This window comes from Streptomyces sp. NPDC018964 (assembly GCF_044390325.1).
Lineage (GTDB): Bacteria > Actinomycetota > Actinomycetes > Streptomycetales > Streptomycetaceae > Streptomyces.
This window is the reverse complement of sequence record NZ_JBIRYZ010000003.1, coordinates 340,017-364,049: the sequence shown is the minus strand read 5'-3', so window position 1 is coordinate 364,049 and position 24,033 is coordinate 340,017. Positions and strand designations below refer to the sequence as shown.

The 24,033-nt window shown below is 72.3% G+C and carries 20 protein-coding genes and 2 pseudogenes; 5 read left to right on the top strand and 17 right to left on the bottom strand.

What is annotated here, in order from left to right; translation table 11 throughout:
• Window position 1: 1 nt before the first annotated feature.
• Window positions 2-1,231, bottom strand: coding sequence for a serine hydrolase domain-containing protein (locus tag ACH5AO_RS07050; RefSeq protein WP_398922621.1), 1,230 nt, complete (start codon window positions 1,229-1,231; stop codon window positions 2-4).
• A 57-nt stretch (window positions 1,232-1,288) separates the two neighbouring features.
• Here ACH5AO_RS07050 and ACH5AO_RS07045 point away from each other — a divergent pair, with 57 nt between their 5' ends.
• A complete protein-coding gene (locus ACH5AO_RS07045) occupies window positions 1,289-1,735 on the top strand; it encodes a TIGR03618 family F420-dependent PPOX class oxidoreductase (RefSeq protein ID WP_398922619.1) in 447 nt (148 codons plus the stop codon).
• Window positions 1,736-1,768: 33 nt separating this feature from the next.
• Here the strand turns inward: ACH5AO_RS07045 and ACH5AO_RS07040 are convergent, their stop codons facing one another.
• From ACH5AO_RS07040 to ACH5AO_RS06980, 13 genes and pseudogenes are all read right to left on the bottom strand, one after another.
• Window positions 1,769-4,156, bottom strand: coding sequence for an ATP-binding cassette domain-containing protein (locus ACH5AO_RS07040; protein WP_398922617.1), 2,388 nt, complete (start codon window positions 4,154-4,156; stop codon window positions 1,769-1,771).
• Window positions 4,157-4,303: 147 nt separating this feature from the next.
• A pseudogene (locus ACH5AO_RS07035) lies at window positions 4,304-4,511 on the bottom strand (MFS transporter); the annotation flags it as partial.
• A gap of 295 nt (window positions 4,512-4,806) precedes the next feature.
• On the bottom strand, window positions 4,807-5,391 hold the full coding sequence (locus ACH5AO_RS07030; RefSeq protein WP_398922615.1) for a histidine phosphatase family protein: 585 nt from the start codon (window positions 5,389-5,391) through the stop codon (window positions 4,807-4,809).
• Window positions 5,392-5,396: 5 nt separating this feature from the next.
• The gene (gnd, locus tag ACH5AO_RS07025) at window positions 5,397-6,281 is read right to left on the bottom strand and encodes a phosphogluconate dehydrogenase (NAD(+)-dependent, decarboxylating) (protein WP_398922613.1); all 885 of its coding nucleotides are present in this window, start codon (window positions 6,279-6,281) and stop codon (window positions 5,397-5,399) included.
• 6 nt (window positions 6,282-6,287) lie between these two features.
• Window positions 6,288-7,934 carry a glucose-6-phosphate isomerase gene (gene pgi, locus ACH5AO_RS07020; RefSeq protein ID WP_398922611.1) on the bottom strand — a complete coding sequence of 549 codons (1,647 nt, stop codon included), beginning with the start codon at window positions 7,932-7,934 and terminating at the stop codon, window positions 6,288-6,290.
• On the bottom strand, window positions 7,927-8,862 hold the full coding sequence (opcA, locus tag ACH5AO_RS07015) for a glucose-6-phosphate dehydrogenase assembly protein OpcA (protein WP_398922610.1): 936 nt from the start codon (window positions 8,860-8,862) through the stop codon (window positions 7,927-7,929). Before opcA ends, pgi begins: the two co-directional genes overlap by 8 nt.
• A complete protein-coding gene (gene zwf / locus ACH5AO_RS07010) occupies window positions 8,859-10,475 on the bottom strand; it encodes a glucose-6-phosphate dehydrogenase (RefSeq protein ID WP_398922608.1) in 1,617 nt (538 codons plus the stop codon). The genes opcA and zwf overlap by 4 nt, the downstream gene beginning before the upstream one ends.
• On the bottom strand, window positions 10,472-10,660 hold the full coding sequence (locus ACH5AO_RS07005; protein WP_398922606.1) for a hypothetical protein: 189 nt from the start codon (window positions 10,658-10,660) through the stop codon (window positions 10,472-10,474). The genes zwf and ACH5AO_RS07005 overlap by 4 nt, the downstream gene beginning before the upstream one ends.
• Window positions 10,661-11,669: 1,009 nt before the next feature.
• Window positions 11,670-12,242, bottom strand: a pseudogene (locus tag ACH5AO_RS07000) (SDR family NAD(P)-dependent oxidoreductase); the annotation flags it as partial.
• A gap of 612 nt (window positions 12,243-12,854) precedes the next feature.
• Window positions 12,855-14,219, bottom strand: a complete 1,365-nt coding sequence (locus ACH5AO_RS06995; protein WP_398922603.1) for a condensation domain-containing protein — start codon at window positions 14,217-14,219, stop codon at window positions 12,855-12,857.
• Window positions 14,220-14,233: 14 nt separating this feature from the next.
• Window positions 14,234-15,442, bottom strand: a complete 1,209-nt coding sequence (locus ACH5AO_RS06990) for an MFS transporter (RefSeq protein WP_398922879.1) — start codon at window positions 15,440-15,442, stop codon at window positions 14,234-14,236.
• Between the two features lie 130 nt (window positions 15,443-15,572).
• The gene (locus ACH5AO_RS06985; RefSeq protein ID WP_398922602.1) at window positions 15,573-16,001 is read right to left on the bottom strand and encodes a hypothetical protein; all 429 of its coding nucleotides are present in this window, start codon (window positions 15,999-16,001) and stop codon (window positions 15,573-15,575) included.
• 232 nt (window positions 16,002-16,233) lie between these two features.
• Window positions 16,234-17,004: an IclR family transcriptional regulator gene (locus ACH5AO_RS06980; RefSeq protein ID WP_398922600.1), complete on the bottom strand. Its 771-nt coding sequence runs from the start codon at window positions 17,002-17,004 to the stop codon at window positions 16,234-16,236.
• Window positions 17,005-17,103: 99 nt separating this feature from the next.
• Here ACH5AO_RS06980 and ACH5AO_RS06975 point away from each other — a divergent pair, with 99 nt between their 5' ends.
• Window positions 17,104-18,441 (top strand): 6-phospho-beta-glucosidase, encoded by a 1,338-nt coding sequence (locus tag ACH5AO_RS06975; RefSeq protein WP_398922598.1) that lies wholly within the window; start codon window positions 17,104-17,106, stop codon window positions 18,439-18,441.
• 174 nt (window positions 18,442-18,615) lie between these two features.
• Here ACH5AO_RS06975 and ACH5AO_RS06970 read toward each other — a convergent pair whose 3' ends face one another.
• Window positions 18,616-19,743 (bottom strand): ATP-grasp domain-containing protein, encoded by a 1,128-nt coding sequence (locus tag ACH5AO_RS06970; protein ID WP_398922596.1) that lies wholly within the window; start codon window positions 19,741-19,743, stop codon window positions 18,616-18,618.
• A gap of 232 nt (window positions 19,744-19,975) precedes the next feature.
• Here ACH5AO_RS06970 and ACH5AO_RS06965 point away from each other — a divergent pair, with 232 nt between their 5' ends.
• Together ACH5AO_RS06965 and ACH5AO_RS06960 are read left to right on the top strand one after the other, a co-directional pair.
• A complete protein-coding gene (locus ACH5AO_RS06965) occupies window positions 19,976-20,836 on the top strand; it encodes a metallophosphoesterase family protein (protein ID WP_398922594.1) in 861 nt (286 codons plus the stop codon).
• A complete protein-coding gene (locus ACH5AO_RS06960; protein WP_398922592.1) occupies window positions 20,833-21,510 on the top strand; it encodes a 4'-phosphopantetheinyl transferase in 678 nt (225 codons plus the stop codon). Before ACH5AO_RS06965 ends, ACH5AO_RS06960 begins: the two co-directional genes overlap by 4 nt.
• A gap of 34 nt (window positions 21,511-21,544) precedes the next feature.
• On the opposite strand, the gene ACH5AO_RS06955 is transcribed toward ACH5AO_RS06960, so the two are convergent.
• Together ACH5AO_RS06955 and ACH5AO_RS06950 are read right to left on the bottom strand one after the other, a co-directional pair.
• Window positions 21,545-21,781, bottom strand: coding sequence for a hypothetical protein (locus ACH5AO_RS06955; protein WP_398922590.1), 237 nt, complete (start codon window positions 21,779-21,781; stop codon window positions 21,545-21,547).
• A gap of 658 nt (window positions 21,782-22,439) precedes the next feature.
• Entirely contained in the window at window positions 22,440-23,090 is a 651-nt protein-coding gene (locus ACH5AO_RS06950; RefSeq protein WP_398922588.1) for a helix-turn-helix domain-containing protein, read from the bottom strand.
• A 223-nt stretch (window positions 23,091-23,313) separates the two neighbouring features.
• Between ACH5AO_RS06950 and ACH5AO_RS06945 the strand changes: the two genes are divergently transcribed.
• Window positions 23,314-23,973: a hypothetical protein gene (locus ACH5AO_RS06945; RefSeq protein ID WP_398922585.1), complete on the top strand. Its 660-nt coding sequence runs from the start codon at window positions 23,314-23,316 to the stop codon at window positions 23,971-23,973.
• The last annotated feature ends 60 nt before the right edge of the window (window positions 23,974-24,033 follow it).

The window sequence follows — 24,033 nt, the reverse complement described above, 5'->3', positions numbered from 1 at the left end:
GTCAGCCCGTCACCGCCTCGTGCACCAGCCGTTTGAGGTCCCGGAAAACGGTGTGGGACGACCTGGGCCGCACCTGCGTGTAGAACTGCACGGTCAGGTCACGGCCCGGGTCGACCCAGAACGTGGTCGTGGCCACCCCGCTCCAGCCGTAGCTGCCGAGGGCGGACGGGGCCTGCGTACGGGACGGGTCGACGACGACGGAGACGCCGAGGCCGAAGCCGACGCCCTCGTTGCCGGGCACGTCGTGTGCGGGACGGCTGCCGAAGGCGCGCAGGTCGGCGCCGCCGGGGAGGTGGTTGCGGGTCATCAGGTCCACGGTCGCCGGGGAGAGCAGGCGCACGCCGTCGAGTTCACCGCGGCGGCGCAACAGCTCCATGAAGCGGTGGAAGTCGTGGGCGGAGGCCACCATGCCGCCGCTGCCGGACAGGAACCGGGGCCGGCCCCGCAGCGGCAGCCCCTCGATCGGCTCGATGCCGCCGTCGTCGGACTCCCCGTACATCTCCGCGAGCCGCTCCGCCTGCGCGTCGGTGACCTCGAAACCGGCGTCCGTCATGCCGAGCGGCCGGAAGATCCGCTCGGCGAGGAACACGTCGAGCGGCCGGTCCGACACCACCTCGACGATCCGCCCCAGCACGTTCGAGGCGACCGAGTAGTTCCACTGCGTGCCCGGATCGAACTGCAGCGGCAGACGCGCGTACACCTCGGTCGTCCCCGCGAGGTCCGTCCCCGGCGCCACCGACGACTCCAGCCCGGCCTCGCGGTACAGCGCGTCGACGGGGTGGGAGTGGTAGAAGGCGAACGTCAGGCCGGCGGTGTGCGTCATCAGATGCCGTACGAGGAGGGGGCCGGCGGGAGGGCGGGTCCGCACCCCGTCACCCGACCCGCCCTCGTACACGCGCGGCCGCGCGAACGCCGGCAGATGGCGGCCGACCGGGTCGTCCAGCGACAGACGGCCCTCCTCCACCAGCATCAGCGCGGCGACGGCCGTCACCGGCTTGGTCATGGAGTAGATCCGCCACAGGGTGTCGCTCTCCACCGGCAGCCCCGCCGCGACGTCCCGCGCCCCGTACGCAGTGAGGTGGGCGACGCGCCCGCCCCGGGCGACGGCCACCAGGAACCCGGGCAGCCTCCCCTCGTCGACCCGGCGGGCGAAATGCCGGTCCAGGCGCTCCAGCGCCCCCGCGTCCAGCCCGGCCTCGGCGGGAGCGGCCTCTTGCCGCAGCACTGTCATCGTTCTCCTCGCTCCCCTCGGAGGAACACCGGCCCGGTGCGGGCCGTTGAACGAGTCATGACCCAGGACGCCGAACAGAACGCACTGCTCGCCCTGCTCTCCGAGCTGCACGACGGGGTGCTCGTCACCCTGAAACGCGACGGACGGCCCCAGCTGTCGAACGTCATGCACGCTTACTACCCCGACGAGCGGGTCATCCGCGTCTCGCTCACCGACGACCGGGCCAAGACCCGCAACCTGCGGCGCGACCTCCGCGCCTCCTACCACGTCACCACCGACGACCGGTGGGCCTACACGGTCGCCGAGGGCACCGCCGACCTGTCGCCCGTCGCCGGAAACCTCTACGACGAGACGGTGGAGGAACTGATCCGGCTGTACCGCGACGTCAACGGCGAGCACACCGACTGGGACGACTACCGCGCCGCGATGGTCCGCGACCGGCGCCTGGTGCTGCGCCTGCGCGTGGAACGGGCGTACGGCATCCCGCGCCGCGCCGGGGCGTGACCGAAGCACACCCCGGCGCGTACCGCGCGTGCCTCAGACGCCGACGTACTCCGCGAGGTGCTCGCCCGTGAGGCCGGCGCGGGCGGCGACCAGATCGGCGGGGGTGCCCTCGAAGACGATCCGGCCGCCGTTGTGACCGGCTCCGGGGCCGAGGTCGACGATCCAGTCGGCGTGCGCCATCACCGCCTGGTGGTGCTCGATGACGATGACCGACTTCCCGGAGTCCACGAGCCGGTCGAGCAGGCCGAGCAGCTGCTCCACGTCGGCCAGGTGCAGACCGGTGGTCGGCTCGTCGAGGACGTACACCCCGCCCTTGTCGGCCATGTGGACGGCGAGCTTCAGCCGCTGCCGCTCACCGCCGGAGAGCGTGGTGAGCGGTTGGCCGAGGGTGAGGTAGCCGAGCCCGACGTCCGCCATCCGCTCCACGATCCGGTGCGCGGCCGGGATGCGTGACGCGCCCTCGCGGAAGAACTCCTCGGCCTCGGTCACCGACATCGCGAGCACCTCGCTGATGTCCCGGCCGCCGAAGCGGTACTCGAGGACCGACGCGTCGAACCGCTTGCCCCCGCAGTCCTCGCAGGTCGTGGCCACGCTCTGCATGATCGCCAGGTCGGTGTAGATGACGCCGGCGCCGTTGCAGGTGGGGCAGGCGCCCTCGGAGTTGGCGCTGAACAGGGCCGGCTTGACGCCGTTGGCCTTGGCGAACGCCTTGCGGATCGGGTCGAGCAGCCCCGTGTACGTCGCCGGGTTGCTGCGGCGCGAGCCGCGGATCGGGGTCTGGTCCACCGAGACCACGCCCTCGGAGGCCGGTATGGAGCCGTGGACGAGGGAGCTCTTGCCGGAGCCGGCGACGCCGGTGACGACGCAGAGCACACCGAGCGGGATGTCGACGTCGACGTCCTGGAGGTTGTTGGCGTTCGCGCCGCGGATCTCCAGCGCGCCGGTGGCCTCGCGGACCTTCTCCTTCAGCCTGGCCCGGTCGTCGAGGTGGCGGCCGGTGACGGTGTCGCTCGCCCGCAGGCCGTCGACGGTGCCCTCGAAGCAGACGGTGCCGCCCGCCGTGCCGGCGCCGGGACCGAGGTCCACGACGTGGTCGGCGATGGCGATCGTCTCCGGCTTGTGCTCCACCACCAGTACCGTGTTGCCCTTGTCGCGCAGCCGCAGCAGCAGGTTGTTCATCCGCTGGATGTCGTGCGGGTGCAGGCCGATCGAGGGCTCGTCGAAGACGTAGGTGACGTCGGTGAGCGGGGAGCCGAGGTGGCGGATCATCTTGGTGCGCTGCGCCTCACCGCCGGAGAGCGTGCCCGAGGCGCGGTCGAGGGAGAGGTAGCCGAGGCCGATCTCCACGAACGAGTCGAGGGTGTGCTGGAGCTTGGCCAGCAGCGGCGCCACCGACGGCTCCGTCAGCCCGCGGACCCATGCGGCCAGGTCACGGATCTCCATGGCGCAGGCGTCGGCGATGTTGATCTCGCCGATCCTCGAGGAGCGGGCCAGTGCGCTGAGCCGGGTGCCGTCGCACTCGGGGCACTCGGTGAACGTGACCGCCCGGTCCACGAAGGCCCGGATGTGCGGCTGCATCGACTCGCGGTCCTTGGACAGGAACGACTTCTGCAGCTTCGGGATCAGTCCCTCGTAGGTGAGGTTGACCCCGTTGATCTTCACCTTGGTCGGCTCGCGGTACAGGAAGTCGTGCCGCTCCTTCTTGCCGTACTCGCGGATCGGCTTCTCCTTGTCGAAGAAGCCCGACTCGGCGATGACCCGCACCACCCAGCCGTCACCGGTGTAGCCGGGGATGGTGAAGGGGTCCTCGGAGAGCGACTTGGAGTCGTCGAACAGCTGTGTGAGGTCGATGTCGGAGACGGTGCCCCGGCCCTCGCAGCGCGTGCACATGCCGCCGGTGCGGCTGAAGCTGACCTTCTCGGTCTTCGTCTTCTCGGAACCGCGGTCCACGGTGAAACCGCCGGTCGCCGAGACCGAGGCGACGTTGAAGGAGTACGCGGCGGGCGGGCCGATGTGCGGCGTGCCGAGCCGGCTGAAGAGGATGCGCAGCATCGCGTTGGCGTCGGTGGCGGTGCCGACGGTGGAGCGGGGGTCGGAGCCCATCCGCTGCTGGTCGACGGTGATGGCGGTGGTCAGACCGTCGAGCACGTCGACCTCGGGGCGGGCCAGGTTCGGCATGAAACCCTGGAGGAAGGCGCTGTAGGTCTCGTTGATCAGCCGCTGCGACTCGGCGGCGATCGTGTCGAACACCAGGGAGCTCTTGCCCGAGCCCGAGACGCCGGTGAACACCGTCAGCCGGCGCTTGGGTATCTCGATGCTGACGTCCTTGAGGTTGTTCTCACGCGCCCCGTGCACGCGGATCAGATCGTGGCTGTCGGCGGCGTGCGGCCCGGCCGGCTGCTGCTCTGTCCTCGTGGTCATGCTCGTCGTTCCCCTCCGTCGGGCGGGGACCGCGTACGCGTTCCCCGCCGGCGTCCTCATCGCGGCAAGGCTAGGCTAGGCGGCCCGTTTCCACCTGCGCTTCTTGATTCCTGACCGGTCGGGGAACGCCTGTGACGCGGGTCGGACCGTCACCTTCGCGGGCCGCCCCGCGCCCTCCCCGGCGGCACGCCCGCCGAGCCGTCCGGTGGGGACGCGACGGATCTCGCGGGCCCGTGACCGCCGCGACGACCGGGGGCACGCGCGGGGCGGCCGTGAGGAGGGCCACCACGATCCGGTCGTCGCCGTGCGGCCCCGCGGCGAACGTGACCGCGAACCCGGCCACCGCGCTGCCGACGGCCCCGAGCGGACCGTCGGCAGCGTCTTCCTCGGACTCGTCCAGCGCGATGCCGGCCACGACGCCCCGGTCCGCCCGGCACGCGGCACGGACACGCGCGGGCGGCCGAGCGTCCGAGCTCCTACCGAGCCGTGGACGACCGCGGCACCGGTGTCCGCCACCGGCCGGCCTTCTCCCGGCCGCGACCGCCCGCACAGGCGACGGGCCGCACCCTGCCGGAGAACCGCCGGGTGGAACAGGGACCGGCCCCGGCCGCGACCGCCCAGGGCGGCCGCGGCCGGGGCCGGCCCGCGTATCACGGCCGCGTGTTCCACTCCGCGATCACCGGGCGGCCGTGCTCCAGCGACAGGCGGCTCAGGGTGCCCGTCTCCAGGCGGAACAGGCGTCCGGCGGACGGCGGCAGGCCCAGGCGGCGGGCCGTCAGCACGCGGAGCAGGTGACCGTGCGCCACCAGCATCACGTCCCCCTCCTCCAGCGCCCCGGCCACCCGGGACAGCACCCGGTCCGCGCGCTCACCGACCTGCTCCGGGGACTCACCGGGGAACTCCCGGCCGGACGGCACCCCGTCGGTCCACAGGTCCCAGCCGGGCCGGGTGCGGTGGATCTCCGCGGTGGTGATCCCCTCGTAGCCGCCGTAGTCCCACTCCCGCAGGTCCGGCTCCTCCACCACTCCGGTCAGCCCCGCCAGCTCGGCGGTGCGCCGGGCGCGGACCAGCGGACTGGCGAGGACCAGCCCGAAGGCCCGCCCCGCCAGCAGCGACGCGAGGGACTTGGCCTGGGCCTCGCCGGCCGGGGTCAGCGGAAGATCGGTCCGGCCGGTGTGCCGGCCCGCCCTGCTCCACTCCGTCTCACCGTGCCGCGCCAGCAGCAGATCCCCCACCGGCGTTACGCCTTCTCCGCCGACTCGACGGCATGGCCGCCGAACTGCTTGCGCAGCGCCGCGATCATCTTCATCTGCGGCGAGTCCTCCTGACGCGAGGTGAACCGCGCGAACAGCGACGCGGTGATCGCCGGCAGCGGCACCGCGTTGTCGATGGCCGCCTCCACGGTCCAGCGGCCCTCGCCCGAGTCCTCGGCGTACCCGCGCAGCCGCTCCAGGTGCTGGTCCTCGTCGAGGGCGTGCACCGCGAGGTCGAGCAGCCAGGAGCGGATGACGGTGCCCTCCTGCCAGGAGCGGAACACCTCGCGGACGTTGTCCACCGAGTCGACCTTCTCCAGGAGCTCCCAGCCCTCGGCGTAGGCCTGCATCATGGCGTACTCGATGCCGTTGTGGACCATCTTCGCGAAGTGCCCGGCGCCCACCTTGCCCGCGTGGACGTACCCGTACGGTCCCTCCGGCTTGAGCGCGTCGAAGATCGGCTTCAGCCGCTCCACGTGCTCCTCGTCGCCGCCGACCATCAGGGCGTAACCGTTCTTCAGGCCCCACACCCCGCCGGAGACACCCGCGTCGACGAAGCCGATGCCCCGGGCGCCCAGCTCCTTGGCGTGCTTCTCGTCGTCCGTCCAGCGGGAGTTGCCGCCGTCGACGACCGTGTCACCGGGTTTGAGCAGGCTTCCGAGCTGGTCGACGACCTGCTGGGTGATGGTGCCGGCCGGCACCATCACCCACACCGCGCGCGGCCTCTCGAGCCGGTCGACGAGGTCCGACAGGTGATCGACGTCGGAGAGCTCGGGATTGGTGTCGTACCCGATGACGGTGTGGCCGGCGTTGCGGAGGCGCTCGCGCATGTTGCCGCCCATCTTGCCGAGCCCAACAAGACCGATCTGCATGTCAGTTCACTTCCTGCGTTCGCGGTAGGCGGCCACCAGCGCGGCCGTGGACGGGTCGAGGCCGGGGACGTCCGCGCCTTCGGTGAGGGCGGGCTCGACGCGCTTGGCGAGCACCTTGCCGAGTTCGACGCCCCACTGGTCGAAGGAGTCGATGTCCCAGATCGCGCCCTGGACGAACACCTTGTGCTCGTACAGCGCGATCAGCTGACCGAGCACCGAGGGGGTCAGCTCGGTGGCCAGGATGGTGGTGGTGGGGTGGTTGCCCCGGAAGGTGCGGTGCGGCACCTGCTCCTCGGGCACCCCCTCCGCCCGCACCTCCTCGGCGGTCTTGCCGAACGCGAGGGCCTGGCCCTGCGCGAACAGGTTGGCCATCAACAGGTCATGCTGCGCCTCGAGTTCGCCGCTCAGCTCGGCGACCGGGCGGGCGAAGCCGATCAGGTCGGCCGGGACCAGCTTCGTCCCCTGGTGGATCAACTGGTAGTAGGCGTGCTGCCCGTTGGTGCCGGGCGTGCCCCACACCACCGGTCCCGTCTGCCAGCCGACGGGACGCCCCTGCCGGTCCACCGACTTGCCGTTGGACTCCATGTCGAGCTGCTGGAGGTAGGCGGTGAACTTCGACAGGTAGTGCGAGTACGGCAGCACCGCGTGCGACTGGGCGTCGAGGAAGTTGTTGTACCAGACGCCCAGCAGGCCCATCAGCAGCGGGGCGTTGGCCTCGGCGGGAGCGGTGCGGAAGTGCTCGTCGACGATCCGGAACCCGTCGAGCATCTCCCGGAAGCGGTCCGGGCCGATGGCGATCATCAGCGACAGGCCGATCGCGGAGTCGTAGGAGTAGCGTCCGCCGACCCAGTCCCAGAACTCGAACATGTTCGCCGTGTCGATGCCGAAGTCGGCGACCTTCCCGGCGTTGGTCGACAGCGCGACGAAATGCCGGGCCACCGCCTTCTCGTCGCCTCCCAGGCCGTTGAGCAGCCAGGTCCGGGCCGAGGTGGCGTTGGTGATCGTCTCGATCGTGGTGAAGGTCTTGGAGGCGACGATGAACAGCGTCTCCGCCGGGTCCAGGTCGCGGGTCGCCTCGTGCAGGTCGGCGCCGTCCACGTTCGACACGAACCGGAAGGTCAGCGAACGGTCGGTGTACGCGCGCAGTGCCTCGTACGCCATCGCCGGACCGAGGTCGGAGCCGCCGATGCCGATGTTGACGACGTTGCGGATGCGCTTGCCGGTGTGGCCCGTCCACTCGCCGGAGCGGACCCGGCCGGCGAAGTCGGCCATCCTGTCGAGCACGGCGTGCACGGCCGGGACCACGTTCTCCCCGTCGACCTCGATCACCGCGTCCCGCGGGGCGCGCAGCGCGGTGTGCAGCACGGCCCGGTCCTCGGTGACGTTGATCCGCTCACCGCGGAACATGGCGTCGCGCAGACCGGACACATCGGCGGCCTCGGCCAGTTCGCGCAGCAGGGCGAGCGTCTCGTCGTCGACCAGGTGCTTGGAGTAGTCGATGTGCAGGTCGCCCACGCGCACGACGTACCGCTGCGCGCGGGAGGGGTCGTCGGCGAACAGCGCGCGCAGGTCCGGCTGAGCCAGTACCTTCGCGCGGTGGTTCTCCAGGGCGGCCCACTGGGGGCGCCGGGTCGGCTCGGGGACGTCAGACATGGGCGGGGATCTCCTCGGTGGCCTCGCCGCGCAGGGCGACGGCGTACATCTCGTCCGCGTCGAGGCGCCTGAGCTCCTCGGCGATGAGTTCGGAGGTGGAACGGACCTTCAGCGCCAGCCGGCGCGGGGGCTGCCCCGGCAGGGTCAGCGTGGCCAGCGGGCCCTCGGGGCGGTCGATGACGACCTCGCCGTCCGCGGTGCCGAGGCGGACCGCCGTGACGACGGGCCCCGCGGTCACCACTCGGTCGACGGTCACCCGCAGCCGCGCCTCCAGCCAGCGCGCCAGCAGCTCGGCGGCCGGGTTGTCGGCCTCGGCCTCCACGGTCGCCGAGGTCACCGTCGCCCGCGCCTGGTCCAGCGCCGCCGCCAGCATGGAGCGCCACAGCGTCAGCCTGGTCCAGGCGAGGTCGGTGTCGCCGGGGGCGTAGGTGCGCCTGCGGGCCTCGAGCACCTCCATGGGGTTCTCGGCCGTGTACAGGTCGGTGATCCTGCGCTGGCCCAGCGCGCCCAGCGGGTCCTTCGCCGGGTTCTCGGGCGCGTCCGCCGGCCACCACACCACCACCGGCGCGTCCGGCAGCAGCAGCGGCAGCACCACCGAGTCGGCGTGCTCGGACACCTCGCCGTACGTCCGCAGCACCACCGTCTCCCCGGTGCCCGCCTCCGAGCCGACCCGGACCTCGGCGTCCAGCCGGGAGCGGGTGCGCTCGCGCGGGGTGCGGGTGTGCCGCTTGATCACGACCAGGGTGCGCGAGGGGTGCTCGTGCGAGGCCTCCTCGGCCGCCTTGATCGCGTCGTAGGCGTTCTCCTCGTCCGTGATGATCACCATCGTCAGGACCATGCCCACGGCCGGTGTGCCGATGGCGCGGCGGCCCTGCACCAGCGCCTTGTTGACCTTGCTTGCCGTGGTGTCGGTCAGGTCGATCTTCATGGCCTGCGCCAGCTCCGTCCGTCTCGTGCGAGCATCTCGTCGGCTTCCGCGGGTCCCCAGCTGCCCGAGGTGTACCGCGCCGGCCGGCCGTGCGACGCCCAGTACTCCTCGATCGGGTCGAGGATCTTCCAGGACTCTTCCACTTCCTGGTGACGGGGGAACAGGTTGGCGTCCCCCAGCAGCACGTCCAGGATGAGCCGCTCGTACGCCTCCGGGCTGGACTCGGTGAACGACTCGCCGTACGCGAAGTCCATGGTCACGTCCCGCAGCTCCATCGAGGTCCCCGGCACCTTGGAGCCGAACCGGACCGTCATGCCCTCGTCCGGCTGGACCCGGATGACGACCGCGTTCTGTCCCAGCTCCTCGGTGGCGGTGGCGTCGAAGGGGGAGTGCGGCGCGCGCTGGAACACCACCGCGATCTCGGTGACCCGGCGGCCCAGCCGCTTGCCGGTGCGCAGGTAGAAGGGGACGCCCGCCCAGCGCCGGTTGTCCACCCCGAGCTTGATCGCCGCGTAGGTATCGGTCTTCGAGGAGGGGTCGATGCCCTCCTCCTCCAGGTAGCCGCGCACCTTCGCGCCGCCCTGCCAGGCCCCCTCGTACTGCCCGCGCACCGTGTGCCGGCCCAGGTCGTCCGGGAGCTTCACGGCCCGGAACACCTTCAGCTTCTCGGTCAGCAGCGAGGCCGCGTCGAAGGAGACCGGTTCCTCCATCGCGGTGAGCGCCATGAGCTGGAGGAGGTGGTTCTGGATGACGTCACGGGCGGCGCCGATGCCGTCGTAGTAGCCCGCGCGGCCGCCGATGCCGATGTCCTCGGCCATGGTGATCTGCACGTGGTCCACGAAGGACCGGTTCCAGATCGGCTCGAACATCTGGTTGGCGAAGCGCAGCGCCAGGATGTTCTGGACGGTCTCCTTGCCGAGGTAGTGGTCGATCCGGAAGACCTGCTCCGGGTCGAACACCTCGTGGACGATCGCGTTCAGGTCCCGCGCCGACCTCAGGTCGTGCCCGAACGGCTTCTCGATCACCGCGCGCCGCCAGGACCCCTCGGGGGCGTCGGCCAGGCCGTGCTTCTTCAGCTGCTGGACGACCTTCGGGAAGAACTTCGGCGGTACGGAGAGGTAGAAGGCGTAGTTGCCGCTGGTGCCCCGGGAGGCGTCCAGCTCGTCGACGGCCTTGCGCAGCTGGTCGAACGCGTGGTCGTCGTCGAAGTCGCCCGGGACGAACCGCATGCCCTCGGCGAGCTGCTGCCAGACCTCCTCGCGGAACGGGGTGCGCGCGTGCTCCTTGACGGCGTCGTGCACGACCTGGGCGAAGTCCTGGTCCTCCCAGTCCCGGCGGGCGAACCCGAGCAGTGAGAAGCCCGGCGGCAGCAGACCCCGGTTGGCCAGGTCGTACACGGCTGGCATCAGCTTCTTGCGGGACAGGTCGCCGGTCACCCCGAAGATGACCAGGCCGGAGGGGCCCGCCACCCGGGGCAGACGCCGGTCCCGGGGGTCGCGCAGCGGGTTGGCCCAGTCGGCCGGGGGCGCGGGGAGGGCCGCGGGAGTCTCCTCCCGTTCCTCCGGCCGCTCCCGCGCGGCATCCGTCGTCGGTTCGGTCGTCTCGTCGGTCATTCCGCGTCAACTCCCTTGCGGTCGGGCGACTTCGTCACCGCGTCGCGCAGCGCCTGCCAGGCGTCCTCGGACTTCGCGACGCCCTCGTGGTCCAGGGTGTCCTTGTCCGCCGGGTCCTTCATCCCGGCGGAGGCCCGGCGCTCACCGGGAAAGACCCTCACGGCTGTTTCACTCACAGTGCTCATCTTCTTTCTCGCGATCATGGCAACCGTGTGGAGCGGTCGGTGATTCCCCGGCGGTCACGTCGCCGGGGGCGGGTAGTACGCCGTGTCACTTCAGGAAGTCCCCGGTTCAAGCAACATCGATGCCGTCATGTGTTCAAGTTTAAAAGTATGATCTTTTTGGTGGAGGTTTCCTTCCGGTCGGCGGGAAACTCTCGGTGTCGGCGGCCCTCCCCCGCTCCTCGTGCGGCGCCGGGTACCGCGGAACCGCCATGGCCATGCGGTCTCCGGCCGGAGGCATTCGGAAGAGGGCCTCGCGCGCACGCACGCGCGGGGCCCTCTTCCACTCCCGGCCGGGAGGGCCGGTGGGGATCGGTGGCCGAAGGTGAACCGGTTGACGTTCACGAAGTCCGACGGCCGGCCGCTTCCCACCCGAGCCGGATGAGCACACCACGCTCCTCGCGCACCGACTGCACGCACGCATCACCCACCCCGTCCACGCCGCAGCGCCGGCCCTGCGTATCCCCACCGGCCGCCCACAGGCTCAGCTGAACCATCCCGCCACGCCAGGGGCCGGCACCCGGCCATGGGACAGGCACACCGACGTGGGCCGCAGACCTCATCGAGGCAGGGGGCTGCTTCGGGAACCTGGACCGGCCGACCCGAGCCGGGGGCCGCTGCGTCTCAGCGGCTGAGGCCGGACGGCCGTGACCGAAGCAGCCCGCGCCTGTGCGCTGTACGAACTTCCGACGCCCGGCTCGCGGCGAGGGCGAACCTGCGGGCGGCTGGGCAGCACGCGGCCTGGCCGTTCCACCCCCCGCACCCCGCTGACCGGGACCAGGGAGCAGACGATGACCAAGCCGCCCCGCCGAACTCTTCGACGCGATCCGCCGAGATCACCACGCGGGCGAGGGACTGCCCAGGTCCCTGGCGGCCCGCCGCGGCGTCGACCACCGGACAGCCATGGAGGCGATCTCGACCGTACTGCCCATGGAGGCCGTCACCCGGCCGCAGCGCCGGCATCGCGATCACAGCGCGTGCCGTGCGGGGCGTAGTCGAGGGCGGCGGCGCGGGTCAGGCCGATCTGACCGTACTTCGCGACGGTCTACGCGGCGAGGCAGCGGTAACCGACCACGCCTGCCATAGAGGTCACGGTGACGCTGCCGGAGCGCTGGGAGATCATCGTGGGGATCACCTCGCGCAGGGCCCGCCACGACCCCGAAAGGTCGATGTCGAGCATCAAATCCCACTCCTCGTCGGCGATTTCGTGCACCGGGCGGCCCGAGGGAGCGGCGATGCCCGCGTTGTTGACCAGGACGTCGATGCCGCCGAAACGGTCGAGCGCGGTACGGGTCGCCGCCCGCAGCCGCTCACTGTCGCGTACGTCGCCGACGCACTCGGCCACGGACGCGCCGACCTCCCGGCATGAGTCGGCGGTCGCTGCCAACTGGCTTGTCGTGCCCAGGGGACAGGGGCAGCCCTTGATGTCGTCGGCCACGTCGAGGAGCACGAGGTCGGCGCCCTCCTTGGCGTAGGCGACGGCGATGGCGCGGCCGATGCCGCGCGCGGCGCCAGTGATCAGGGCTCGCTTGCCGGTCAGGCGCATGCGTACGTCTCTCTGTGTTCGGATCGGGATGGACGGCCGGAACCATGGGCGAAGTCCTCGCGGACAGCGCGGAACGTGGCCGACGGATCAGGGCAGTTCAGGCCGGCGCCCTCGGCGAGTGCATTCGCCGCGGACACCCTGACGGCCTCGCCCCGCGGCGAACATGATCGGGAACATCGGGTCCACCGGCGGTCTCCCGACCTCGCTCTGGACGTCCGACCCCATCGCGGGGCAGTGATATGCCTGGAAACCGAATGTCACGTCGAAGAGCGGCGTGCCCGCCCTTCCCGAGCCGGCCTCGGCGGCGACGCGCCCCACCGGCACGTCGCTCCGTATCGTCGCGTCCATGAGGGCCTGGGGTGTCTGGAGGGCCTGGGGTGTCTGACCGGTCATGCCGATCGGGTCGCCGGGGCGGGTGCGGCGGATTCGTACGCAGAGGGTGTTCATCAGCGGCGCACACACCGTCCGGGCGTGATCGTTGCGGAGGGACGGCATACGAGACGCCGACGGCCACGTCGTCCTGTCCGTTTCGGACGCGGAAGGCACCTGCGAGGGGACGTGGGCTTGCACCGCCCTCCGAAGGCCGCGCGCAGCCGGTCGAGCAGCGCAGGGTCAGTCATCCGCGTTCTCCTTGGCCCTCAGCGGGGAGTCGGGCCGGGTGGACAGACGCGTCAGCACGTCGGCCGTCGTGTGGGCGAGGCGTTCCGCGACCCGGCGGGGTACGCGCGCGGGGTCCAGATACATACGGCCCGTGACGGTGTCCCCGGCGAGCTCGGCCATGAGCGTCAGGTCGAAGCGCGCCGGCGGCAGGAACACCCAGGGATGCGGTGCCACTTCGGCGCCGTGCACGTCCCAGCGCTCATCGATCGCCTCCTCGACGGAGAACGCCACGTTGCACAGGGGTGGTGCCGCACCGCCGCCCCGGGCGGGGCCGAGCGCGCGTACCACGCGCTGGAAGGGGATCTCCTTGTTGACGAAGGCGTGCAGGGCCACGGTGCGTACGTGCTCGACGAACTCCCGGACGGTGGCGGACGGCTCGGGTGCGATCCGCAGCAGCACCGTGTTGTCGAAGGAGCCGATGACCCCCTCCAGGGCGGCCGTCGGCCGGTCGGTCACCGGAGTCCCGACGACGAACTCGTCCGTCCGCGCGACCTGGTACAGCGCCGCCGCGAACCCGGCGAGCACCACGACGAACGCCGTGGTCCCGTAAACGGGGCCGGCGTCACGAACCGCCTGGACGGCTGCGGGCGGCAGGGTGAACTCGACGACCTCGGTGGGCCGGGGCTCCGGCGCGGCGCCGGCTTCCGCCCGGAACGAGACGGTCTCCGGCGCCGGCGTCAGCCGCTCGCACCAGTATGAGAGCTGTTCCTCGGCCTCCTCGCTGTCCAGCCATGCCTGCTGCCACGCCACATAGTCGCCGTAGGCGGCGGTCAACTCCGGCAGCCGGGGCGTGCGGCCGCACGCGAAGGCGTCGTACAGCTCCCAGAACTCGCGCCGCAGGATCGCCCCCGACCAGCCGTCCACCGCCATGTGGTGCATCACGAGCAGCACCACGTACTGACTCCGCTTGCCTGACAGCCGGATGCTCGTCACCCGCAGCAGGGGCCCGTCCCACAGGTCGAACGGCCGCAGTGCGGCCGCCGTCAGGAGGTTCTCCAGCTCCTGTTCTCCGCGGGCCACGTGAGATGTGGCCTCGATCGACACCGCGTCAGGCGGCATGACCCGCCCCTGGGGCACCCCCGCCTCGTCGTCCACGCAGGTGCGCAGGGCGTCGTGCCGTGCCACCAGCGCCTGGGCGGCGCCGCGCAGTGCTGGTACGTCCAACGCCCCCGTCAGCCGGAAGCACTCGGTGACGTTGTAGGTGCCCTCGGGCACCATCTGGTCCAGGATCCACAGGCGCTCCTGTCCGGCGGACAGGGGCACCCGGTGGGCGGTGGGCTCGGTGGACGAGCCGGGCTGGGGCGGCAGGGGTGGCATGCGTCGTTTCCGTTCTAGGCCGGTTTCGGTGCCGGGTCGAGGCCGGTACGGGTGGTGCGCAGCGGGCGGGAGGCCAGGGCGAGCAGACCGGTCCCGGCAACCGCGACCGCGCATACGGTGACGGCGAGGGTGACGCCGGCCAGGCCTGAGAGATTGCCGAGGACGTTGTTCATGACCAGGAGCGGCAGGCTCTGCATGAGCGTCAACAGAGCCTGGATGCGGGAGAGATGGGACTCCGGTGTCACCGTCATGATCAGCGGGCCGATGTGCGAGGAGAACAGCCCGTTGCCGATCCCGACGACCAGTCCTGCCCCCAGTGCCGCGCCGATATGGGGTGCGAGGGCCAGCGCGAGCACGCCGAGCCCGGCCACCATCAGACCGCATGCGGCGAGCAGACCCGGCCGGCCCAGCGGACCGCGTCGTACGACACCGAGTGTGACGGCGACCATGCCGATGCCCTGGGCACCGACCACGAGGCCGGTGACGCCCGCGCTCCAGTGCTGGCCACGGGCGAGCAGGGGCAGCAGCAGCGGCATGACGGGCAACAGGAACCCGGCTGCCGCCCCCACGAGAAGCAGCGCCGGCCGCAGCACCGTGTGGCTGAAACCGACGCGTACGCCGTCGGCCGCCTCCCGCAGGACGTGCTGCTTGGCGCCGCCCGCCGACACCTCCTGACGTGGTTTGACCGCGATCAGGACGACGAGGACGAGAGCGAAGGTGACGGCGTCGACCAGCGCGGCCCCGGCCAGGCCCGCGAGTCCGACCAGGACACCGCCGAGCGGGCCGCCGCCCATCGTGATGAGCTGTGCTCCGATCTGGCGCAGCGCGAGCGCGCGAGGGAGGTGGTCCTTGCCGACGAGGCGGCGCGGCATCGATCCCGAGGCGGGCAGGTAGAAGGCGTCCACGACGCCGATCAGGACACCCGTGGTGATCAGCAACCAGGGCTCGGCGCCCAAGTGGTACGACAACGCGGCCAGCAGCAACGACACGACGAGCATCGCCGAGTCACCGGCGATCATCACGCGGCGCGCTCCGAGCCGATCACCGACCGCGCCGCCCACGAGGAGCAGTGCCACCCGGGGCAGGTTGACGGCGGTGAGCACCAGTCCCGCCACCGCGCCGCCGTGTGCGGTGGCGGCCCAGCCCAGCGCGAAGTACAGCATTGAGTCGCCGACGAGGGACGCGAGCGCGCCCGACAGCCAGACGAAATACGTGCGGGGCAGCCGGGGCGGCCCGGTCGAGACGTCGGAGCATGGCTCGGCGGTGGCCGCGGCCGAGCCCCCGCTTTCGTGTTCGGTGGTACTGATGGGACATCTCCGGTGGTCAGGACACGGACGCCAGGGCGCGCGCCGGTCAGGGGGCTGTCAGGGCGCGCGCGAGCTGGTGCACATGGGGCGCCCGGAGCATGGAGTAGTGCGTCCCGGCCACGGTAAGTATCCGGCTGCCCGCGGTACCGAATTCCGGCCAGGCGTCGAGCAGGGTGCCCGCGTCGGCCGCCCGGACCACGGTCAGCTCGCTGTCCACGCGTCGGGGCACGTATGTGTCGATCGCGCCCACGGTCGCCATGAAGACCGCCAGCCGATGCCGTACGTCGGCGATGTCGACGCCGTAGGGCAGCAGCCCGTACTCCTCGATCAGGGTGAGCAGGGACCCCTGGTCCCTCAGGCCGGGAGGGAGTCGGGGAGCGGCGCGTCCGGCGAGTCCGGCGAGGTCGTACGCGAACAGGTGGAGCATCCCCTCGGCGGTGACCGGATCGGCCCCGGGGAAGCTGCTGTCGAACATCACGACCGAGGGCACCTCGTGGCCCAGGCTACGAATCCGCCGTGCGCCGGCGGACGACGACCGGCGCGAAGGCGGACCGGAGGGACACGGGAAGCCCCTCGGGGCGGGGCCGTACCGGTACCACGAGGAGCCGGGAGCCCGGTCCTCACCGGTGCGGGGGATTTCACGGCGGCTGCGTGTCGGTGGTCCGCGGGCGGTGGGCCGGGCGTGGGGCGGGGAGGAAGCCGGCCCTTCAGGTGTCCCCGCCGTGCGACGGGGCGGCCGGCCGCCGGCCCAGGGCCCGGGAGATGCCGAGGGCCGCGAGGCGCAGGGCCGGGACCAGGGCGGGGATCCGCGCGTCGGAGCGGGGGACGACGACCGACACCGCGGCGGTCACCGTGCCGTCGGGGCCGCGCACGGGCGCCGCCACCGACAGCGCGTCCGGGGTGACCTGGCGGTCGCTCACCGCGACACCCGAGCGCCGCACCTCGGCCAGCACCCGCCGCAGCACCTCCGGTTCGGTGATCGTGTACGGGGTGAAGGCGGCGAGCGGGCCCGCGCAGTACTCCTCCTGGAAGCCGGAGCCGCTGTGCGCGAGCAGGACGAGACCGACCCCGGTGGCGTGCAGCGGCCAGCGGGCGCCGACCCGGATGCGCACACCGACCGCCGAGCGCCCCGACAGCCACTCGGTGTAGACGACCTCGCGCCCGTCGCGCACCGCCAGCTGCACGTTCTCGTGCGTCGCCTCGTACAGGTCCTCCAGGTACGGCAGGGCGACCTGCCGCAGCGCGAGCCCGCGCGGGGCCAGCGCGGCGACCTCCCACAGCCGCAGCCCCACGTGGTACGCCCCCGACGCGTCCCGCTCCAGCGCCCCCCACCGGGCGAGCTCGCCCACGAGCCGGTGCGCGGTGGTCAGCGGGAGCCCGGCCCGGCGGCTGATGTCCGTCAACGTCAGCGCCGGATGCGCGTGGTCGAAGGCGGCGAGCACGGACAGCAGACGGTCGGGCGCGGAGCGGCTGGTCATGGCCGGCTGTCCTCCAGCGGGTCGGGCGGCGGGGCGTACCCGGCGCGGTCGCGCCACGAGTAGGGTCGTCCCGGTACGTCGTGGCGGGAAGGTGCGGGTGTGAAGCTGACGATTCTGGGCGGTGGGGGATTCCGCGTGCCGCTGGTGTACGGGGCGCTGCTCGGGGACCGTGCCGAGGGCCGGGTGACCCGTGTCGTCCTGCACGACGTGGACGCCGGGCGGCTGCGCGCGATCGCCCGGGTGCTGGCCGAGCAGGCCGCCGGCGTGTCCGACGCGCCCGGGGTGACCGTCACCACCGACCTCGACGAGGCCCTGCGCGGCGCCGACTTCGTCTTCTCCGCGATCCGCGTCGGCGGCCTCGAGGGCAGGGCGCACGACGAACGGATCGCCCTCGCCGAGGGCGTGCTCGGCCAGGAGACGGTCGGCGCGGGCGGCATCGCCTACGGTCTGCGCACCGTGCCCGTCGCCGTCGACATCGCCCGGCGGGTGGCCCGCCTCGCCCCCGACGCCTGGGTCATCAACTTCACCAACCCCGCTGGCCTGGTCACCGAGGCCATGTCCCGCCACCTGGGCGACCGCGTCATCGGCATCTGCGACTCACCGGTCGGCCTCGGCCGCCGGGTCGCCCGGGCGCTCGGCGCGCGGCCGCGGGAGGCGTGGATCGACTACGTGGGCCTCAACCACCTCGGCTGGGTGCGCGGTCTGCGGATCGCCGGCCGCGACGAACTCCCGCGCCTGCTCGCCGACCCCGTCCTGCTCGGCTCCTTCGAGGAGGGCAGGCTCTTCGGCGCCGACTGGCTGCGGTCCCTGGGCGCGATCCCCAACGAGTACCTGCACTACTACTACTTCAACCGTGAGGCCGTACGCGCCTACCAGGAGGCGGAGCGGACCCGGGGCGCGTTCCTCCGCGACCAGCAGGCACGGTTCTACGCCGGGGTGGCCGACCCCGACGTCCCCGCCCTGGACCTGTGGAACCGCACCCGCGCCGAACGCGAGGCCACCTACATGGCCGAGAACCGGGAGGCGGCGGGCGCGGGCGAACGCGAGGCCGAGGACCTGTCCGGCGGCTACGAGGACGTGGCGCTCGCCCTGATGCGGGCGATCGCCCGCGACGAACGCGCCACCCTGATCCTCAACGTCCGCAACCGCGGCACCCTGTCCCCCCTGGACGCGGACGCCGTCATCGAGGTCCCCTGCCTGGTGGACGCCAGTGGCGCGCACCCCATCTCCGTCGACCCGCTGCCCGGCCACGCCACCGGTCTGGTCTGCGCCGTCAAGGCCGTCGAGCGCGAGGTGCTCGCCGCCGCCCGGTCGGGTTCCCGCGCGACGGCCGTCAAGGCGTTCGCGCTGCATCCGCTCGTGGACTCGGTGAACGTGGCCCGCCGTCTCGTCGACGGCTACACCGCCGTCCACCCCGGCCTCGCCTACCTCGGATAGCCGGCGGACACGGCTTCGGGTCGGCCGGTCGCCCCCCGTGACAGCGACCGACCGACCCGAGCCCCCCGTTCCCCCGTGCTTCCCCCCCGGCGGCTTCCCCAAGTCGCCGTCACCATCAAGAGCACGCGGACCGGCCCCTGATACACCCCCGGCGGAAGATTTCCCGGAAATTTTTTACGTGCGCGCTCCGGTCGCCGTCCGGGGCTCCACGGGCTGGGCCGGAGCCGGTACGGCCCCCAGCGCGGCCGCGGGCACGTCGGCGTGCTGCTGCGACAGCGTCACCGGCAGCAGCGGACGCGGACCCGACACCACCGTGTAGTCCTGGCCCAGGAACGGCGGCGTCAGCTCGCCCGGGTCCTCGCCGAGCGCCAGCCGCACGGCGGCCCACGGCACGTTCAGCCCGCACAGCGACAGTTGGTGCAGCCCGCCCGCCGGCCGGGTGTTGACGTCCATGAGCACGGGCCGCTCGCCCAGCATCCGGAACTGGATGTTGGACAGGTGGTGCAGTCCGAAGCCCTCCGCGATCCGCCGGGCCGGCTCCAGCCACTGCTCGTGCAGCGTGAAGCCCCTGCGCCGGCCGTTCTTGGTGCGTCCCACCGCCAGCCGGACCCGGTTGTCGGTCCCGGTGAGGCAGTCCACCGACACCTCGGGCTGCTCCAGCCGGGGCATCACCAGCCAGTCCACCGGCTCGTCGGCCTCCCGCAGGGCGTCCAGCACCAGGCCGAGCGGCACGTACGGGCTCGGGAAGCCGCTCAGCTGGGTGAGCGAGAAGGACGCGCGGGTGATCACGCGGAAGCCCACCCCGCCCGCGCCGGAGGCGGGCTTGAAACAGGCCCGGTACCCGCGCGCCTCCAACTCGTCCACCACCGCGACGAGTTCGTCCGCACCGCGGACCCGCCACCACGGCGGCACGGGCACCCCGATCGCCTGGACCGCCTCATAGGCGATCACCTTGTCGTGGAACACGGCCACCGCCTCGGGCGGCGGCGCCAGCAGCGCCGTACCGACCGCCTCGAACTCGGCGCGGTGCGCGACGATCGCCGCCTGGTGCAGCCGGGGCACGAACACGTCGATGCCGCGCCGCTCGCACTGGGCGAGCGCGTACTCGACGTACGCCGCCGGGGACAGCCCCTCGGGCTCCAGTTCGGCGGTGTCGGCGGCGGCCAGTACGGGGGAGTCGGGGTCGCCGTGGGTGGCGTGGATCTCGACGGCCCGGTCGCAGGGATTTCTCCGCAGCTGATCCATGAAGAACACGTTCTCCGCGTACGTGCGGTTGAGCCAGACGCGTACGCGAGAGATCATGCAGGCCGCCTTTCGGGGGTTGCGGGCAGGGCTCAGCGGCCCGTCGCCCGGGCAGGAGTGTGGAGGGTCACCAAACCGCCCTGTGCGAAGGGCGTTTCACGGCGGTGGTGTCGGGGCAGACTATACGGCTTCGGCGGCCGCTCCCGTACCACAGCCGGAGAGGGGGCGCGCTTGTCCCGGTGGCACGAATGTGATCTCGTGGTGGCGTTCGGGACGGCTGAAGGAGCGACGGGTGAGGTCGGGGACAGACGACGGCGGACAAGTGTGGGCCATCAGTGACCTGCACATCGGCTACGCCGAGAACCGCGAGCTGGTCGAAGGGATGCGACCCGAGTCGGACGAGGACTGGCTGCTCGTGGCCGGTGACGTCGCGGAGACCGTGGAGGACGTCCGCTGGGCCCTCAAGACCCTGGCCGGACGGTTCGCCAAGGTCGTCTGGGTGCCCGGCAACCACGAGCTGTGGACCCATCCGAGCGACCCGGTCACGCTGCGCGGCGTCGCCCGCTACGACCACCTGGTCGAACAGTGCCGCGACCTCGGGGTGATCACACCCGAGGACCCGTACCCCGTCTGGGACGGCCCCGGCGGCCCGGTCGCCGTCGCACCGTTGTTCCTGCTGTACGACTACTCGTTCCTGCCGCCCGGGTGCGCCACCAAGGCCGAGGGGCTGGAGTACGCGCACGGCACCGGGGTCGTCTGCACCGACGAGCAGCTGCTGCACCCCGACCCCTACCCGAGCCGGGAGGCCTGGTGCCGGGCCCGGGTCGCCGAGACCGAACGCAGGCTGGCCGAGGTGCCGGACGGGCTGCCGCTCGTCCTGGTCAACCACTGGCCGCTGCACCGCCATCCGACGGACGTCCTGTGGTACCCCGAGTTCGCCATGTGGTGCGGCACCGTGCTCACCGACGACTGGCACCGGCGGTTCCCCGTCCACACCATGGTCTACGGTCATCTGCACATCCCCCGGAGCACCCGGCAGGACGGGGTCCGCTTCGAGGAGGTGTCGGTGGGCTACCCGCGCGAATGGCGCAAGCGCCCACAGCCTCCGGGGCGACTGCGCCGGATCGTGCCGCGGACGGAGGAGGGGCGATGATCGAGGAGCTGCTGCCGCAGACGGTGGTCTCCGTCGAGGCCTACGGCGACGAGGGCGTCGACGCACCGCTGTATCCCGAGGAGGAGGCGCTGCTGGAGCGCGCCGTCCTCAAACGCCGCCGGGAGTTCACCGCCGTACGCGCCTGCGCCCGCCGCGCCATGGAGAAGCTGGGCGTGCCCGCGCGGCCGGTGCTCCCCGGCGAACGGGGCGCCCCCGTCTGGCCCGACGGGCTGACCGGCAGCATGACCCACTGCCAGGGCTACTGCGCCGCCGCCCTGGTCCGCGCCACCGACCTGGCGTCCCTCGGCATCGACGCGGAGCCCCACGCTCCGCTGCCCGAGGGTGTCCTGGCCTCCGTGGCGCTGCCGCAGGAGGTGGCGCGGATCGGCGCCCTGGCCGAGGAACTGCCCGCCGTGCACGGGGACCGGCTGCTGTTCAGCGCCAAGGAGTCCGTCTACAAGGCGTGGTTCCCGCTCACCGGGAAGTGGCTGGACTTCCTGGAGGCCGACCTCGACTTCTTCGCCGACCCCGGCGAGCACACCCGCGGCGGCTTCCGGGCCACCCTCCTCGTCCCCGGCCCGCGCGTGGGCACCCGAGTGGTCGACCACTTCACCGGCCGCTGGATCACCGGAGGAGGCCTGGTCGCGACGGCGGTCACCGTCCCGCACGGCTGAGCGGGACGGCGACCACCGCCCCCGGACCGGCCGGCTACGGTTCGGGGTGCCAGTCGCGCAGCATCCGGAAGAACACCTCCTCGTTGCCGGTCAGACCCGCCCGGGCCAGGGCGGTCTCCGCCTCGGCGAGCACGGAGGGCGGCACCATCGCGGGCCCCGCGGACCCCGGTGGACCCGGCCGGGTGTCGAGGGCGGCGCGCACCGTGTGCAGCAGTCGTAGGTAGGCCTGGACGGCGGTGCGCTCGCGGTCGGTCGGTACGGCGGTGGGCATCGCGCGGTTCTCCCCGTGTCGCGGTCGGTGACGATTCCCCTCCAGCTTGCCGCCCGCCACTGACAGCCGGGTCGCCCCGCGGCCCGGTTCCCCCACCCGGAGGGCTCGCGCGCCGGGGCGTGCCCGCTCGGCCCCGTGGCTTCGGGTGCCCCGGTGACGCCCCAGTCCGCCCTGTCGGCCGGTCCCGCTGTACCGGCCGGCCGGGTCCGGCACCTGCCGGTCGGCGGCAGGCCGAAGGCCCCGGTCTCCTTCTCCTCGGCCGGGTCGGACCGGGTGCGCGCGGCGACCTTCAGGACGGTCGCCCGCACGGTGCCCTCGTCGAGGGCGGGACCCGGCGGACGCGTAGCCACCTCGGCGTCCTGGACGGGAGGGCGACCGCGGTGCCCGCCCGCATGTGCCACGGCTCGTGACCCGGGACCACCAGCCGGTGGCCGGGCGCCGTGCGTGCGTTCCTCGGTCACGACGAGGTCCCGGTCCGCCCTGTCGGGCCGCGGCCCGCTCGCCGTCCCGGAAGGGAGGGGCGCCGTACGGAACAGCACGGGCCGGCCGCGGCGCCCGCCCATCGCCGCGTACGGACCGGCGGGGGAAGGGCGGCTCCACCGGCGACTCGCCGCACGGGCGGCGCGTTCCGCCGCCGGGGCCCGCGCTCCTCCCCGGCTCAGGCCTTGGGCCGCTGGACGCTCTCCAGGAGCATGTCCAGCCACTCCGCGACCTTGTCGCGGTGCTGGTCGGTGGGCAGCTGGGCGGCCCGCCAGGCGATCTGACGCACCCCGTGGTCCCGCAGCAGCCGCTCCAACGGGTCACCGGCCGCCGCCGCCCGCTCCTGGTCCGCGAGTTTCTGCAGCAGCTCCTGCTCGGTGTGCTGGAGCGCGCCCGCGAGCGCCTCGGGGTCCTCGGCGGTGAGAAAACCGGCGTGCACCCGGAAGAACCGCTGGATGGCGTCGCAGTGCTCCATGGTCGGACGCCGGTCGCCGTTGATCAGCGCGCCGGCCTGCTGCCGGGACATGCCCGCGCCGTCGGCGATCTCCTGCTGCGTGTACTTGCGGCCGTTCGGTTTCAGCCGGGTGCGGCGCAGCAGGTCCAGCCGCTGCACGAATCGCGCCTGCACATCGGGCTCGCCCGTGGACCGGCCGCTCAGCAGCGCCTTGACCACGGACTCCGGGACACCGGAGGCGGCGGACAGCCGGCCGGCGTCGAAGACCTCGGCGTGCGCCACACCGAGCCGGTCGGCGAGTGCGGTGACGCGGGCGACGACGGCCGGCAGCGCGGCCGTCGGCGTGGTGCCCGGACCCTCGAAGCCACCCGTCACCGAAAGATCTCCTACGTCTCTCACAGGCTTCTCACAAGCGATTGCCGTGAACCTCACGGAGACTAGCCGTTGTCTCGAACTCACATCCAGGTCTCGCCACGATTGTGGCCAATTTCAGCCGTCAATCGGCATGGAATGCCACGATAGTTGACATGCATCGCGTGCGGGCAGCAGGATCGGGGCGCCGCGTCAGGGCCGCACAGGCAAGAGGGGTGACCTCCCGATGGCACATCAGGCAGGAGGGCAGCGGCCGGCACCGCGGCCCGTCCCCGGGACTCCCGAGGCCCACGCCTATTTCCAGGACTACGCCGTACTCCTGGAGGCGACCGCCTTCCCCTCCTTGGTGGTCGACCACCGCTGGGACGTGCTGCTCACCAACGCCGCTTTCCGGACACTTTTCCAAAACGTCGAGCCGCACCCGACGGCCCTGCCCTCCGACAACTTCCTCCGGTTCGTCCTCTTCCACCCGGACGCGGCCACGGTGCTCGGCGACCACGAGTCGAGCTGGTGCCTGCCGATGCTGGCCCACTTCGCCGGGACCGTCGAGCGGTACGGCCACGACCACGGGCTGCAGGCCATCCGCCGCGACATCGCCCAGGACCCCATCATGGAGGCCGCCTATCGGCACGGACTGCCGCACTGGCTGCGGGCCGTCGGCGAGCAGGCCGCCGAACACGACGGCGCCGTACGGCCGCTGCTCCACCCCGACCCTCGCTGGGGCGCCACGGACTGCCGGATCGTCGCGGAGACGACCCCGGCCCTCCAGGACATGGACTGCACCCGGCTGACGCTGGTCCTGCGCGAGGTCCGCCGCACCCCGTCCGGGGACCGGGGCTCCCGCCGTGCCGCCTCCCACCTGAGAGTGGTCCGCTCCGCCGGCTGAGGCGGTCCTTCGCCGGCGACGTCCGCCCTCTTCCCCGCACCAGTGCTGTGTGACATATTA